Source organism: Cytobacillus firmus, assembly GCF_023715565.1.
Taxonomy (GTDB): domain Bacteria; phylum Bacillota; class Bacilli; order Bacillales; family Cytobacillaceae; genus Cytobacillus; species Cytobacillus firmus_C.
The window spans coordinates 33,572-48,517 of the sequence record NZ_JAMBOJ010000003.1; the positions used below are offsets into that span (position 1 = coordinate 33,572).

Annotated in this window: 17 protein-coding genes; all 17 read right to left on the reverse strand. The window is 40.6% G+C overall.

Features of this window, described 5'->3' with window-relative positions:
- Positions 1-30 precede the first annotated feature (30 nt).
- The 17 genes from M3205_RS01705 to M3205_RS01785 all read right to left on the reverse strand — a co-directional run bounded on the left by M3205_RS01705 (position 31) and on the right by M3205_RS01785 (position 14,925).
- The gene (locus tag M3205_RS01705) at positions 31-1,485 is read right to left on the reverse strand and encodes an Rne/Rng family ribonuclease (RefSeq protein WP_251168339.1); all 1,455 of its coding nucleotides are present in this window, start codon (positions 1,483-1,485) and stop codon (positions 31-33) included.
- 54 nt (positions 1,486-1,539) lie between these two features.
- Positions 1,540-2,406: a M50 family metallopeptidase gene (locus M3205_RS01710; protein WP_251168340.1), complete on the reverse strand. Its 867-nt coding sequence runs from the start codon at positions 2,404-2,406 to the stop codon at positions 1,540-1,542.
- Positions 2,399-3,175: a M23 family metallopeptidase gene (locus M3205_RS01715; RefSeq protein ID WP_251168341.1), complete on the reverse strand. Its 777-nt coding sequence runs from the start codon at positions 3,173-3,175 to the stop codon at positions 2,399-2,401. Before M3205_RS01715 ends, M3205_RS01710 begins: the two co-directional genes overlap by 8 nt.
- Before the next feature lie 135 nt (positions 3,176-3,310).
- On the reverse strand, positions 3,311-4,114 hold the full coding sequence (minD, locus tag M3205_RS01720; protein WP_095245080.1) for a septum site-determining protein MinD: 804 nt from the start codon (positions 4,112-4,114) through the stop codon (positions 3,311-3,313).
- Between the two features lies 1 nt (position 4,115).
- Positions 4,116-4,793: a septum site-determining protein MinC gene (gene minC, locus M3205_RS01725; protein ID WP_251168342.1), complete on the reverse strand. Its 678-nt coding sequence runs from the start codon at positions 4,791-4,793 to the stop codon at positions 4,116-4,118.
- A 434-nt stretch (positions 4,794-5,227) separates the two neighbouring features.
- The gene (gene mreD / locus M3205_RS01730) at positions 5,228-5,743 is read right to left on the reverse strand and encodes a rod shape-determining protein MreD (RefSeq protein WP_251168343.1); all 516 of its coding nucleotides are present in this window, start codon (positions 5,741-5,743) and stop codon (positions 5,228-5,230) included.
- A complete protein-coding gene (gene mreC, locus M3205_RS01735) occupies positions 5,740-6,624 on the reverse strand; it encodes a rod shape-determining protein MreC (RefSeq protein WP_251168344.1) in 885 nt (294 codons plus the stop codon). Before mreC ends, mreD begins: the two co-directional genes overlap by 4 nt.
- 175 nt (positions 6,625-6,799) lie before the next feature.
- On the reverse strand, positions 6,800-7,822 hold the full coding sequence (locus tag M3205_RS01740) for a rod shape-determining protein (RefSeq protein WP_095245076.1): 1,023 nt from the start codon (positions 7,820-7,822) through the stop codon (positions 6,800-6,802).
- A gap of 161 nt (positions 7,823-7,983) precedes the next feature.
- On the reverse strand, positions 7,984-8,673 hold the full coding sequence (radC, locus tag M3205_RS01745) for a RadC family protein (protein WP_251168345.1): 690 nt from the start codon (positions 8,671-8,673) through the stop codon (positions 7,984-7,986).
- A gap of 51 nt (positions 8,674-8,724) precedes the next feature.
- Positions 8,725-9,297 carry a Maf family protein gene (locus M3205_RS01750; RefSeq protein ID WP_251168346.1) on the reverse strand — a complete coding sequence of 191 codons (573 nt, stop codon included), beginning with the start codon at positions 9,295-9,297 and terminating at the stop codon, positions 8,725-8,727.
- Between the two features lie 222 nt (positions 9,298-9,519).
- The gene (locus tag M3205_RS01755) at positions 9,520-10,602 is read right to left on the reverse strand and encodes a hypothetical protein (protein ID WP_251168347.1); all 1,083 of its coding nucleotides are present in this window, start codon (positions 10,600-10,602) and stop codon (positions 9,520-9,522) included.
- A gap of 128 nt (positions 10,603-10,730) precedes the next feature.
- Positions 10,731-11,177 (reverse strand): type II secretion system protein, encoded by a 447-nt coding sequence (locus M3205_RS01760; RefSeq protein ID WP_251168348.1) that lies wholly within the window; start codon positions 11,175-11,177, stop codon positions 10,731-10,733.
- 25 nt (positions 11,178-11,202) lie between these two features.
- Positions 11,203-11,997 (reverse strand): pilus assembly protein PilO, encoded by a 795-nt coding sequence (locus tag M3205_RS01765; RefSeq protein ID WP_251168349.1) that lies wholly within the window; start codon positions 11,995-11,997, stop codon positions 11,203-11,205.
- The gene (locus M3205_RS01770) at positions 11,994-12,653 is read right to left on the reverse strand and encodes a fimbrial assembly protein (protein WP_251168350.1); all 660 of its coding nucleotides are present in this window, start codon (positions 12,651-12,653) and stop codon (positions 11,994-11,996) included. The genes M3205_RS01765 and M3205_RS01770 overlap by 4 nt, the downstream gene beginning before the upstream one ends.
- 3 nt (positions 12,654-12,656) lie before the next feature.
- A complete protein-coding gene (gene pilM, locus M3205_RS01775; protein WP_251168351.1) occupies positions 12,657-13,652 on the reverse strand; it encodes a type IV pilus biogenesis protein PilM in 996 nt (331 codons plus the stop codon).
- 88 nt (positions 13,653-13,740) lie between these two features.
- Entirely contained in the window at positions 13,741-14,490 is a 750-nt protein-coding gene (locus M3205_RS01780) for a prepilin peptidase (RefSeq protein ID WP_251168352.1), read from the reverse strand.
- 6 nt (positions 14,491-14,496) lie between these two features.
- A complete protein-coding gene (locus M3205_RS01785; RefSeq protein ID WP_251168353.1) occupies positions 14,497-14,925 on the reverse strand; it encodes a type II secretion system protein in 429 nt (142 codons plus the stop codon).
- Positions 14,926-14,946 lie beyond the last annotated feature (21 nt).

The window sequence follows — 14,946 nt, forward strand, 5'->3', positions numbered from 1 at the left end:
GGCGGGTCGCTTAACCCAGCCTGCTTTGAACTATCCGAGCTCATTAGCACTGCCAAATTTCCGGATTTGATAAAATGGCTTGCTATTTTCCTTAATGGAAAAAATAATTTTCAAGCCAATGCTGTTTTCGATTCTTTTTTTATGGTCACCATTTTGCCCTGAGAATATCTCGGCTGTGTCTGTAGTGGTTTCGATCAGGACAGCTTCATGGTCATTGCCCCGATGTTCCCACAGTTCTCTTTCCAGCCTGAAGGCAATGGTCTCAGCGCTCAGCACTCTTCCGGTTCCCTCGCACACTTGACACCTTTCAGTAAGTGATTCGGATATGGCGGGTCTCGTTTTTTTACGGGTCATCTGAAGGATCCCAAGAGGGGAGAATCCAACAAGATTCGTTCGTCTTTCATCTTTTTTCAGCGCGTTTTCCATTGTGGCAAGAATTTGCTTCCTGTCGGATGCTTCTTTCATATCAATAAAATCGATTAGGATCATGCCGCCAATATCCCGGAGACAGATCTGCCTTGCAGCTTCTTCGGCCGCCATTTCATTGGTTTTTAGCACAGTGTCCCTACGGTCCTGTTTACCGGCGAACTTCCCTGTATTGACATCGATGACCGTTAAAGCTTCTGCTTCATCGAAAATAAGATATGCGCCATTATCAAGCCAGACAATTCGTTTCAGCGCTTTATCAATTTCAGCTTCAGCATTAAAAGCAGCGAGGATATTTTCCTTGCCCGTGTACAGCTGAATTGGCAGGCCTGTGTTTTTCATGAGCACATTCTTCAGTGATAAATCGTCCACGGCGATTTCACCGTCAGCCATTTTATTCGCCTCTTCGATAATTTCCTTAATAAAGGAATCCGCTTCATACACTTTTCCCGGCTTCTTTTTCATTTCCGCTTCCCTTAAAAGGTCCCAGTACTCAGCCCTGAGTTTTTCCAACTCATCCATAAGCTCATTCTCTTTCCTGCTGACGCAGGATGTTCTGAAAATCAGACCTTCATTCTCTTCTTTAGCTCGATAGCCAAATTGACGCCAGCCTTCTCTTGCTTTACTATCCTCAATTTTCTTGGAGACAGCAACATATCGGCCGTTTGGCATATAGATCAGTGATTCTCCTGAAAATTCAATTAAACCAGACAACCTTGGTCCTTTCGTGCCCGCAGCGTCCTTTTCAACTTGAACAAGTATTCTTTCTCCCTGATGAACAAAAGAAGAAATGCTCCTGTTTTCCTTTAAATGCAAATCCTCAGCAGAACAAACATAAGATGCCAGTTTGTCCCTGTGAAGGAATCCGCTTTGATCTTCACCTATCTCTACAAAAGCTGCATTCAACCCAGGCATTACCTTTGCAACGGTGCCTAAGTATATATCACCAACTGATGAACGATGCTTCGGCTGGTCAATAAATAGCTTTTCGACCCTATTATCTTTTAAAAGCACAAACCGTCGCTCTCTTGATGCATAATTTACAACTAACTTATTCAAAACGATTTCCTCACTTTAAAACATTATTTATTCATGTTAATGCAAATTTGCTCTTCAGTAAACATAAAGCAAATCACCTATTTTAGCTGTCAGCACTTTTTCTGCAAAGCATGCATGCAGCAGTTCATTTTCATCTAATGCACCCTTTTCTTTCCCGTCCTTTTCAACAATGATGGGGTGCTTGCATCCTCGCTGAAACCTTTCCAGCACGTCAATAACCAATTCTTCTTCCCGGACAACGATTGGCTTCAATGTCCGAAAGTCGCTGTGCTTCCCATAATACCTTTCGAGAAGAAAACGGATAAACACGAATCGGCTCTGCTTCCATTCATGATATAGCGAAAACACTAAAAAAGCGAGGATTACCCAAATATTCAAATTAACCGGAGAGGTCAGCAAAGTTAGTATAACGAAACTGATTAGACCCGCAGCCGAAATGAAAAGTGTTTTTCTGTGCGCTTCCGGAAATGCTTGATTAAGAGAAAGCCATAAGAAAACAAGTTTTCCTCCATCCAATGGCCAGACTGGGAGCAGGTTAAAAATTAATATCATTATATTAAATTGAATAAACAGATGAAACATATCAGCAGACAGCCAGGAAAACTCATAAAATAACAGCGCCGCCCCCATCATCCATATATGCTGAAGCGGCCCTGCTATAATGACTATAATCTCCTCTTTCAGCGGCCGGTTCCCGTGTTCATCCATTTCCGCTACACCTCCAAATGGCAGGAGGGCAATCTTTTTTATTCTCCAGGAATAAAGGGATGCAGCAACGGCATGCCCCATTTCATGAACAAATATAATCAGGAGCAGCATACATAATTCTATAAAATGGGCTGTCACAACAGACAGTCCGATAATCGCCCATAACAAAGGATGAATATGAATATGTGTGATTAACCCTGTTATTTTATTCAAATGGGATCACCTGGATCGGATCTATAAAATCATCATCTTTTTTAATCGCGAAATAAAAAGAGCCTTTTTCAGAATCGCCGGCGTCACCCGCCGTACCGATACCAGTTCCTTTTTCGACGTATTGATATAAATTCACATTAATTTCAGCCAAATTGCCATACCAGGACTCACTTTTATCACCATGCTGAATAATAACTGTATTTCCGAAACCATCCTTCTTTCCAGCGAACCGCACAAGCCCTTCACTCATTGCCTCAATGGAAGCTTCCTTTCCTGTTTCGATTGTTATTCTCTGTCCATTATCATCAAATTCTTCCAGTATCTTTGCAGAAGCAGGCAATGCATATTCGCTGTTTTCATCAGCATTCTTCTCATTGCTCTTTCCATCTGAAAATGGAAGCAGGGCAAGCGGTTTACCAAATTGCTCTTCATACCAGCCGGAAACTGCGGCGAATTGAAAATCCTTCTCCATGGCTGTCTTTACAAAATCTCTTGCAGGGTCAAAAGTCGCTGCCTGGTTTTTAAAAAGAATGGCAGCGACTAAAAAAATACAGGCAGAAGCAAGCAATTTGAAAAGAAATAGTTCCTTGCGAAATAAAGGGTGGTTTCCCTCTTCAATCTTACTCTCGTATGAGGGCAGCTTATTAAACCCGTACCGCTCTTCATCTTCTGTCCAAAGAACCGTTGAATCTTTCTTTTTCGAGAATCTTTCTTTCTCCTTTTTTCTCCGCTCGATTCTCTTGCGTATTTCATCCGCTCTTGAATTCATATCATCCCCACCATTTCTATATAACTCTATTTGTACAAGTTTATGAGTTGTCCAAATAGAGTATGACTTGAAGTGGTGTCCCTAATAAAAAAATAAACCGGAGATGGCTCCCCGGCTTTGGTTCAATAGATATTATTATTTTACTCCAAAGAACTTTTTCAGTTTTGAAAATACACCTTTATTCTCTTCTTCAAGAGGCTGAAGGGGTACAGCTTCACCAAGGATTCTGCGGGCGATATTACGGTAGGAAACCGAAGCTTTGCTGTTCGGGTTTAAAGCAATAGGCTCACCATGATTCGATGCCTTGATTACTTCATCATCATCTGCCACAATTCCAATTAAATCAATCGACAAATGCGCAGTTATTTCATCAACATCAAGCATATCGCCATTTTTCATCATATGGCTTCTAATTCTATTTATTATCAGTTTAGGAGCCTCTACATTTTCTTCTTTCTCAAGCAAGCCGATAATCCGGTCGGCATCACGCACAGCTGAAACTTCCGGAGTGGTTACAACAATTGCTTTATTTGCACCGGCCACCGCATTTTTATACCCCTGTTCTATTCCGGCAGGGCAGTCAATGACAATATAATCATAATCCTGCTTTAATTCATCGACCAGCTTTTTCATCTGTTCGGGTGTAACAGCCGTCTTATCACTTGTTTGAGCAGCAGGAAGCAAATACAGCAGATCTTCAAACCGTTTGTCTTTAACCACAGCCTGATGTATTTTACACCGGCCTTCCACGACATCGACCAGATCATAAATGATGCGGTTTTCTAGCCCCATTACCACGTCAAGATTTCGAAGGCCAATGTCTGTATCCACCAGGCACACTCGTTTTCCCTGAAGGGCCAGGGCAGTACCTACATTTGCGGAAGTGGTCGTTTTTCCGACTCCGCCTTTTCCGGACGTAATGACAATCGCTTCTCCCATCCTAGCTTCCCCCTTGCAATCTAGTTATATTAGGTCTCAGATGCATCAAAACTTGTAATCTATCTATCGTAATTTGATCATTTTCATCAATGTAAGCACATTCCATTTCCCGTTTTTCTTCCTCCTGATCATTATCAGGGGCACGGTTAATACAATTGCTGATTCTTAACTGAGCCGGCTTCATAAGCGAAGCTACCACCACTGCTTCATTGTTCCCATGGCATCCGGCATGTGCAATGCCTTTTAGAGCCCCCATCACAAAGATGTTCCCTCCTGCCATAACAGTGCCTCCTGGATTTACGTCTCCGATGAGAAGCAAATCACCAGGAGTTTCGAGAACCTGTCCCGAACGAATTACCTTCGCAACCGATACAATTTCGTTTTCTTCCTTCTGTTTTTCCGCTTCTTCTTTGGTAATGACATTGGAGCTTATAGACTCAACGATCAGGTTCTTCTTTTGCCTGATTAACTCCTTCACTTCTTCCTCCTGCTCTTCCGTGAGATAACGGTTGCCGACTTGTACCCTAACGGAAAGAAGCCGGTCTTCAACAGATCTGGAGTTTTCTGAAAGCTTTCTGTCAAGCTCTTTCTTCAGTTCTCCATAAGAGCAGGAATCATCAAGATGCAATGTCAGTCCATCCTTCGTGCCTTTTATAGTAACGTTTTGGTTTTTTTTCATTTCAAGATGTTCACCTCAATGATAAGAAAACACATTCGTGCTGATGCACTCTATTTTTTAGCAGGCTTTTACTTCAAATAAAGCCCATGGAGAGAATTTATTAAAAATATGTCGATTTTCTATATCCTTATTTATCCACAAAGGTAGAATTCGACAGAAACCTTCTAAATCCTTTTTTACTGAAGGCTCTTTTCGTATAAATTGTTGTTTTTAGCTTATCAATGTTGTCCGTTGATTGCAGTGAGAGGATGCTCAGCGAACCACGGGGCTCACCTGTCCCGCTACTCCCGTATAAGTCTCGCACCTTCCACTACAATCAACTCAGTAAATATAATATAAATAGCAACAAACTTTGCGAAAACAGCCTTCCTGAAACATTATTTATTTAAAAGAAACCGGAGTAATCCGGTTTCTTTCACTGCATTTTTTGAAGATTATTCGATTAAGCTATCTGCAAATTTTTCAGAAAGTCTTTTAAATGGGTAGACAGCTATAATAATAAAAATGGCATTCAATATCAGAGTAGGCAGGAGACGGGACGAAAGAAAGACTGCAAATGCCATATCTGTATGGTGAATTAGTAAGTTCATCTGATAAACACCGGCCTCAAGCAGAGTAATGCCCAATAGCACAATTATGGAAGCCACGGCCATATTCATATGAAGAATTCTCATTAGTTTGGTTGTAATAAAAGCAATGACCGGAAATAAAAACAAATAGATGCCGATAATTTCAACATACACAATATCAAAAAGCAGCCCGAACAATAGACTATAAAGAATTCCGTGCTTTTTTGAACCAAAAATAGTCAATAAAAGCAAGGCACCCATCAGAAAACGGGGAACTGATATTTTTCCGCTTCCTAATAAGTCATGCGGAGTTACTTGTACAAATATGCTCTCACCGATAAATATGGCCAGGAGTATGAGAGGAAGAAGGAATCTTCTCACAGTTCCTCCTCCTTCTCATCAACCATCTCCATTAAATCAGGCTGTAACGCACCTCTTTTAACGACCATTACATGTCCAATATCATAGAAGTCTGCTCCCGGCTTAACATATGCGGTCTGAGTCAGACCAAATTCATCTGGAACAACATCTACAACCTTCCCAATCGGAAGACTCTCAGGGAAAACACCGCCAAGACCTGATGTAATAACGTTTTGATCTTTTTTAACCTTAGCATCATAAGGAATTCTCTTAAGCAGAAGAAGACCTTTTTCTTTATCATAGCCTTCAATCAGACCGAAAAAGTTATTCTCGCCTGCCTGAATTTTAGCTGAAATGCGATTGGTGGGATCCATGGAGCTTAGAAGCTGAACCGTTGAAGTAAATGTGTTGCTGCTTTTTACTTTCCCAATCAGGCCTTTTGATGTAATAACAGCCATGTTGGGTTCAATCCCGGCATTTTTCCCCTTATTGATAATAAGCATTTCATGCCATCTGTCGGGATTTCTTCCTATTACAGTTGCCTGCTTTGGCTCAAACTCACTTAAAGAATCTTTCTTATCCAAAATCTCACGAAGTTCTGTATTATCCTTTTTTAGCCTCTGAACCTCAGACTCAAGTCTTGCAAGTTCATCCAGCCTTGTTTTTAGATCTTTATTTTCTTTATATGTATTTTGCAAGTCTTCAACATTTTCAAAGAATCCCGCCACATAATTCACAGGGCTGGAAACAGCATTTTGTATAAACCCGGTAGTATCTTTTAAAAATTGTTCAGGCCAGGTCAAATTTTCTCTATCCTTTAAAGAAAATCCAATCAATGCCACGAGAATAATAATGCTGACAAGCAAAATAATCAGGCGTTTGTTCAGAAAGAACTGTGGCATTCTTTACACCTCGAATAGTATTTTTTCAGGAAATCCTGCGCCATTTCGGCACTGCTCAACAAAATATAACATATATCTGTAAAGATATCATTTTATGCTCAATAAAAAACCAAATTTGAGCCCATACACTTGAGAGAAGTGAATGGGCTTTATTATTTTACTTATTCAGACTCTGTTACCGGGATTCTTTAGCTTTTGTTTTGAATAAATCGATATGGTCAAGCGCTTTTCCGGTCCCAATTGCAACACAGTCCAATGGATTTTCTGCAATAAGGACAGGCATTTTCGTTTCTTCGCTTATCACCTTGTCCAGATTGCGCAGAAGCGCTCCTCCGCCAGTCAGGACAATACCCCGGTCCATAATATCTGCTGCCAGTTCAGGAGGGGTTTTTTCAAGAGTATTTTTTACTGCATCCACAATAGCATATACTGTATCATTCAAAGCTTTTGAGATTTCTTCAGCAGTAATTTCAATTGTTTTTGGCAATCCTGTTAACAGATCGCGTCCGCGAATTTCCATGTTTTCGACGCCTTCCGGATCTCCCGCAGAGCCTACCTCCACTTTAATAGTTTCTGCTGTCCGGTCACCGATCATCAGATTGTAGTTTTTGCGGATATAATTTATAATCGCATCATCCATTTCATCACCCGCAATGCGGATCGATTGGCTTGTAACAATTCCTCCCAGAGAAATGATGGCTACTTCAGTAGTCCCTCCACCAATATCAACTACCATGCTTCCTGTAGGTTCCCAAACAGGAAGATTAGCTCCGATTGCTGCGGCGAACGGCTCTTCAATGGTATAAGCATCGCGGGCGCCTGCCTGGCGGGTTGCATCGACAACAGCGCGCTCTTCAACGGCTGTAATACCTGATGGTACACAAACCATTACATATGGCTTCCCTGAGAAGAAACTCTTATTTTTATTGGCTTGTTTAATATAATATTTCATCATGACAGCAGTGGTCTCATAATCGGCAATAACGCCATCCTTCATGGGACGCAGCGCAACAATATTGCCGGGAGTACGGCCGATCATATTTTTAGCGTCATTACCGACGGCAACAATATTTTTAGTATCTGTCTGCAGTGCTACTACTGACGGCTCTCTGACAACAATTCCTTTTCCTTTAACATAGACAAGTGTATTAGCTGTTCCTAAATCTATTCCAAGGTCTCTAGTACCGATTCCAAACATAAATGGTATCTCCCTTTCTGATACAAATTGCTCATTTTCCTAAGTAAGGTTTTTTAATGTAATTTTCTTTTATTTTTCTAGTACAATCCGCCTCCAAAAATGCAAGGCGTCTCAAAAATCATAACCAATATTATATCTTAACGTCAAACAAAAACATAGTGTTATAAATACCCTTTTTCCTTTAAACTGACAAATTTATTTTCACCGATGATCAGATGGTCTAGCACATCGATGCCGATTATTTTCCCGGACTCTGCCAGTCTTTTGGTTACTTCAATGTCTTCCCTGCTTGGAGTCGGGTCGCCGCTCGGATGATTATGAATACAGATGATGGACGCAGCCGATCTGCGAAATGCCTCCTTAAAGACCTCTCTTGGATGAACGATTGAAGCATTCAGGCTCCCAATAAAAATGGTCTGCTTATGAAGCACCTGATTTTTTGTATTTAAATAAAGGCATACAAAATGCTCCTGAGACAAAAATCGCATTTCATGCATGACATAATTTGCCCCATCCTCAGGCGAACGGATACTATATCTGTCATCATATGTGAGCTTTGAAATTCTACGGCCAATTTCAACTGCTGCCAGCACCTGAATTGCTTTAGCCGACCCTATTCCTTTAATGGCGGTTATTTCATCCAGGGATGCATCCTTTAACAGCCGAAGTCCTTCAAAATGGGTAAGAAGCCTATTGGCTAATTGCAGAACTGATTCATCTTTCGTGCCAGTTCGTAGTAATATTGCTATCAGTTCATGATTGGACAAGCTCTCTGGACCATTTTGGATAAAGCGCTCACGAGGGCGCTCATCCTGAGGAAAGTCTTTAATTAAAAGAGAATCTGTTTGCATATTGTCCTCCCTAAACTCTGGGCTCAGGGAGCTGAAGATGAATGAAGTATATTAAGGAAGCGAATATCCCGCTTTCCTCAGTTCACGAACCGTTCTGGAGACAGGAAGACCGACAACAGAGAAATAATCTCCGCTTATACTTTTCACAAGCATGCAGCCAATGCCTTGTATCCCATATGCCCCTGCCTTGTCAAAGGGTTCACCGGTGCCAATATAAGAGTTAATTTCTTCATCTGTTAACTCCCAGAACACCACATCAGTTTTTTCGTAAAATGTAATGGCATTATTTTCAGGTGTCAGGATAGATACACCTGTGTAAACAGAATGAATGGCTCCAGACAGATTTTTCAGCATAGTGAAGGCTTCCTTGCTGCTGTCTGGCTTTCCTAAAACAGTGCCGTCCTTAACAACAACTGTATCGGATCCAATAACATATGAATCAGGGTGCTTATTAAATACAGCCTTTGCCTTTCTATGGGCAAGCTCCTTCACGATCTCTCCTGGTGTCAGCACTGGATCAAAACTTTCATCGACATCACTGCTGGAGACTTCAAATTGCAAATGAAGATTTTCAAGAAGTTCTTTTCGCCGCGGGGAAGAAGAGGCTAAAATGAGGTTTTGCATGTAATCACCTTACCTTTATGTATCATATTGGGAGATACAGGTTAATCGTATCAAAAAATTGCCAGACAAACAATTTTAAAGAAGATATTTCGATAATTTCCTATCAAAAAATGACAAAAAGAAAGAGTCTGTCTAAATTTCCCGAACAGACTCCGCTTAATATGCGATATTTCCCAGAAAATATTCGAATCTTATAACCTTATGGCACAATATGCCGGGTCCTTACTGTCCTCCTGACTGAAGCAGTGACTGATAAGCGGCAAGAAACCCAAGCAGGTGCTCCTGAATTTTACCTGCTGATGCAGCATCACCTGACTTCTGGTAAGTTTCCAGTTGTTTTGAGGCATTCAATAGTTCTTCTCTAACCGAAATCAGGCTTTTATTTTTAATTTGATCCGCTTCCAGTTCATTTACTGTCTTTCTGTAGCTTTTTATTTTTTCAGCCGTTTCAGGAGTGATGGAACTGCCGAGAGTAGCACTGGCTGCACCTTCTGACAGGCTTTGATATAAAGCAGGAGCAATTTCAGCCAGTTTTTTCTCTTCCGCATTTACTCCTTCAATTGCTTTGCCTTCAAAGGTTACTTCTTTAGCAAATACATCAATTCCCTTGCTTTTAAGATCAGCTCCTATTTTCTTCGCCTCATCAAGGCTATCTGATACCCCTAAGAAAAGAAAAGTCTGCTCACCCATTGTTATGGATTGGCTATAAACCCCCTTTTGAGAGTTTGCATCCTCGATTTGCTGTGCTGCCTCGCTGTTTGAAAAAACGCCACCTTGAACTACATATGTTGCAATCGTTTCTAAACCTGCAGATCCTGCAGAAGTCTGCTGACTTGCTTCTGTCGGATTTTCATTGATTGGAGACGCCGTTGCTGTTTCAGCTGCCTGATCTGTAAATACAAGCTTCAGCATGATGAATCCGAAGCTTGTCCCAAGAAGGACCGCAAAAAAGACAGCGAGAAAAATGGATGTTAAGAATCCCTGCTTATTTCTTCCACGGAATTTCCCGGCAAGTGTACTCAGACCATTCTTAGCTGGTGATTTAGGAGGAGCTGCTATTTTATATTCCTTTATATCCGCATCTTCTGTTTCCTCAGGCAGAATCCAATCAAAGCTGTCATCCGCCTCTTTGCCGGCCGCTGTTTGTATGGAAGCAAAAAATTCAGTTTGATCCTGCTTTTTCTGTCTATCCAGCTGTCTCGGATCCCAGGGTTTTTCCTTCATATCTTCCTTTTTCTCCTGAAACGGACGGTCTTTGCCATTAATCTTTATCGTGATTGTTTTTTCGCTTTTAGGCTTGTCCACATCTTATCCTCCTTTCCGCACCGTTTCCTGAATTGTTTCCATCCTAACATAATGAAAAAAAAAAATAACAAGACTTTTGTCGTCTTGTTACGTAAGGATTTCGTCAAATTTTTCATAAGGATTTCCGGCTAATTCTCAGTAATGAATTCCAGATCCAATTTATTTATGGGAATACCTTCATTGCCATTTGAGTAGCATAAACTCCGCTTTTCTCCTCTAAAGCAAATAAAGGCTATCGATTTCCCGCTGACAACAGCATAGGTACTCTCCGAAGGCTGAAGCAGGTTTTTTGTATCAGGGTCCCTGATAGGTTCAATGAAGTCAGCATCAGCGAGCATTGAATATGTTACTTTTTCCGGCAGCATACTTCCACTGATGATTTCATTTCTTATATAAAGCTCCGCTGATTCCTTTAATGCAAGAGCATTTCCCACAAATGCCTGATCTTTCACCCTTTGAACGACATTATTAACTGAAATGATAGCAATTAAACAAATGATGCCCAATATGACTATGACAGCCAGCACTTCAATCAATGTAAATCCCTTATGGTTTAGTCTAGCAGCAGTTATCATATACTAGACCTCTCTTCGTTTTTGGTTAAGGTGTCTGATTATTCTCCTCAGCTTCCAGTTCAGAGAAGCTGCTTAATGGATTTTTTTTATTGGATATTCTCGGTGTATCCAAAGGTGGAAGCTCCTTCTGCAGCTCTGCCAATTCAGGGTAGTAATAGGCCGCTATCACCAATTCAAATTCAACCATCTGGACTTCCTGCATGACACTCACAATTTCATCAAAGCCCGTATATTTCAAGCTTTCCACCTTAAGGACCCTCTTTAAATTCAATAAATTCTTAATAAAACTTTCCATCTCAAAATAAGTATCTGCTTGCCCGTTTAGGACAATCGATATCTTTTTAATGCCATTTGGCAGCCTCTCTTCTATCAATGGATCTATTTCGGAGTTTTCTTTCGAATCCTCCGTTTCAGTCCTCTCCTTTTCAGAATTTTCTTCTTGAGACTGATTTTCTCCTTCTTTAGATAGGTCGATTTCTTCATCACTTTCAGTACCATTCATCTTCATTTCTATTATATTAACATCTGAAATAATTTCAGATTTTTCGATATCCAAAAGAAGCTGATCCAGAAGCCTTTTGACAGGAACCTGTTTTTGAAGCTCTACTGTGCTCAATACATTCTGCTCATTCAGCTGCTGAAGATTATTCTCGATAATGGATAATTGCTGAGTGGCCATTTGCAGCTCAGACTGCTTCCTGTCCATTTTTTCGTTCGCCGGCTTTATCAAGAGATAATAACTTCCAAATCCTATTCCCGATATAAAAATTAATGCAAGCAAAACATATACAAGCCGTTTCTTTGAAATTTCGCGGTTCACGGAGAATCAGCTCCTTCCTCTTGCTGAGCGGAGGAATCCTTCTCCTCTGTACCTTTTGTTTCATCCATATTGGCGGCCTCATTAAGCACTGCCGGGTTTATTCTTAATTCAAATTCTGCATAATACCTCGGCTGTATGTTTGCCTGTTTTCTAATTTCAGCAGATTCGTCTTTTAAGATGTCTGCAGTTTTAGCTTCGCTTATAATCGCTTCATCGACCCACGGCAATTCTGTCAGACTATGCAAATAATAGGCAGCCTCGCTTTTCGAGTCAAATTGGACAATCTGTTTGACCTTATCTTCTTCATCCAGCTCAAACTCAATTACGAATCCTCGTTCAGGCAGAAGCCTGGTGAACTGTTTCATAAGGAGGACCAATTCGAATGGCTGCTTTTCTGCCCATTCAATGGCAATTTTCAGCTCTTCTGCCGCATTGGAAGATTGGTAGTCTGCAAGTTTTGCCTGCTGAGCTTCAAGAATTCCATTTGTTTGGGTTATTCTCTTCTCAATTTGAAGAAGCTCAGTGTTTTTCTTTTCAACTGTTAAATATACAAACAAGAATGCAGCAATAAGCAAGACAACAATAAGACCTGAAATTATATAAATGTTTTTGGTTCTTTTTTCCCTTTGAGGAAGAAGATTAATGTCAACCTGCATACGCTATCCCTCTTTTAAGCCAAGTCCAATATTCACATGGAAAGCTGATTGCTTCAGCAGCTCATGCTGTCCGCTATTCAGGCAGTCCCGGAAAGAAACAACTGGCACTTCCATTCTGTTTTTTATATCCCTTTGAATCGTTTCAAGCCATGGGTGATCGCCAGTTACGATGATCCTGCTAATTTGCCGCTGTCCCTGATTTAATGAATACCGGTAAAAATTCATTACTTTTTCAATGTCATTGTAAATATCCAATAGGGGATGCAGCACTTCTTCTTCGTTGCCGCTGTATTCCAGCTTCTTTTCCCCGTTAGACATTGTTGCTGTTCCCCACTTGGTTAAGTCTGTCTCAATCGGAATGTTTCTCATAAATACAGGGATTTCGGATTCGAAAATGCTGCACACTGCTGAATTTAGGTCAATCTGAATGAGCATATTAGCTTCCGATTGCTGTTCTTCAAAATAGCTGCAATAAAGACGAAACACTGCGAGAGAAGAAATATCTGCAGCTGCGGGACGGAGTTTGGCATCCTCAAATAGTTCGGTATATTCCATAACAATTTCTTCAGGAGCAGCAAATAGCAGGATTTCGGATGAATCCTTCTGATTAGAACTTAGAACATGATAATCAAAAACAGGCTCTTCAAAAGGCAAATGTATACTGGAGCCGAGTTCCATATACAAATAGCCTTTAATCTCATCCTCCTGGACATCCTCCGGTATGATCAGCTTTCTCAAAACAATAAAAGGATCGGGTACAGTAAAATATACCTGCCTGTTTTTTATTTTCCACTCATTGACACATTCTTCAAGGATAAGAGCAAGTGTATCATAATCCAGGATCTTCCCATCCTTAATAATCCCTGGCGGCAGAAACCGTTCATCCCATTTTGCCAAATTCAAATCACGCTGACTTTTCATTTCTGCATAACGAATAACATGATCTTTGATAATTACATTTACATGCTTCTTTTTTCCGGGAAGATATCGTATTGCCATGAGGAAAAACTCCTTAATTATGTTAGATTTGCCTAGGGAAAAATAAGAGCCGGAATAGTCCAGCTCTTATTTCAAATTGTACTGCCTTTTATAGAAACGAATGAAAATACCATTCAATCAATTCACTACCGCAAAAATAAGCCAGTAAAGTCCCAATCCCAATGAATGGGCCAAAGGGAATAGGCTTGCCTTTTTGGACAATTCCTAAAATCATGCCAAGGCCACCAATGGCGGCACCAAATAATGTAGCAAGGAAGAATGAAAGCAAAACAAGCTTTGCGCCTAAAGCAATGCCAATGACGGCATACAGCTTGATATCTCCTCCGCCCATACCGCCTTTGCTGATGACAGCTATTAGAAGCAGAAGAAAGAAGCCTATTACTGCACCTGCGAAGCTGTCCCACCATGGGGAGAGCGGTATGAAAATGCGTTCTGCTATTAAGACAGCAGCAAAGAACAGCAAAATCTTATCTGGGATAATCATATATTTGAAATCTGATACAAACACAATGATTACAAGAGAAATTACCGTCCAGGCAATAAACAATTCAGCAGTCCAGCCCATTATCAGCGGTGCAGCAGCAAACAGGATTCCTGTCGAAAGCTCAACAGCCGGATACAAGGCTGAAACCGGCGCCTTGCAGCGCCGGCACTTTCCGCTCAGAAATATATACGATAAGACTGGAACAAGTTCCAAAGGTGATAAAGTATGATTACAGTGCGGGCAATGGGACCGCGGTAGTGACACAGACTGGTTTTGCGGAATTCTTAGGCCTGCTACGTTGTAGAAGGAGCCTAGAATGGTGCCTAAAAATAATAGAATAATATATATGCTCATTATTTATTATTCTGTGTCTTTTTCCTCAGGATCATTGCCACTGAATTGAAGTAATTCATCCTCGGTTACAGTATTACTATCATTTACTATAGTTGAACCTTCATGACCAACTAAAGAGTATGAAAATTTTCCACTAGTATCATTTTTTGTAACCTTAACAGTAAAAGATTTGTATTTCACTTTTTCTAAGTAAGATTTCAAATCATTAAAGGTTAAGTCTTGTGCTTTTGGATTTGTTGACACATATAATTTTGCTGCATTTACAATTTGTACTGCCTCTGCAACCTTAGCATCCTCTTTTGTCTTATTAATCAACCCACCAATACTAGGCACAGCAATCGCCGCAATAATCCCCAAAATAACAATAACCGCAAGCAATTCAATCAATGTTAAACCTTTTTGGTCATTAAGCCGTTTTCTTAAATTCTTAATCATCTTTTCTCTCCCTCTCAAACT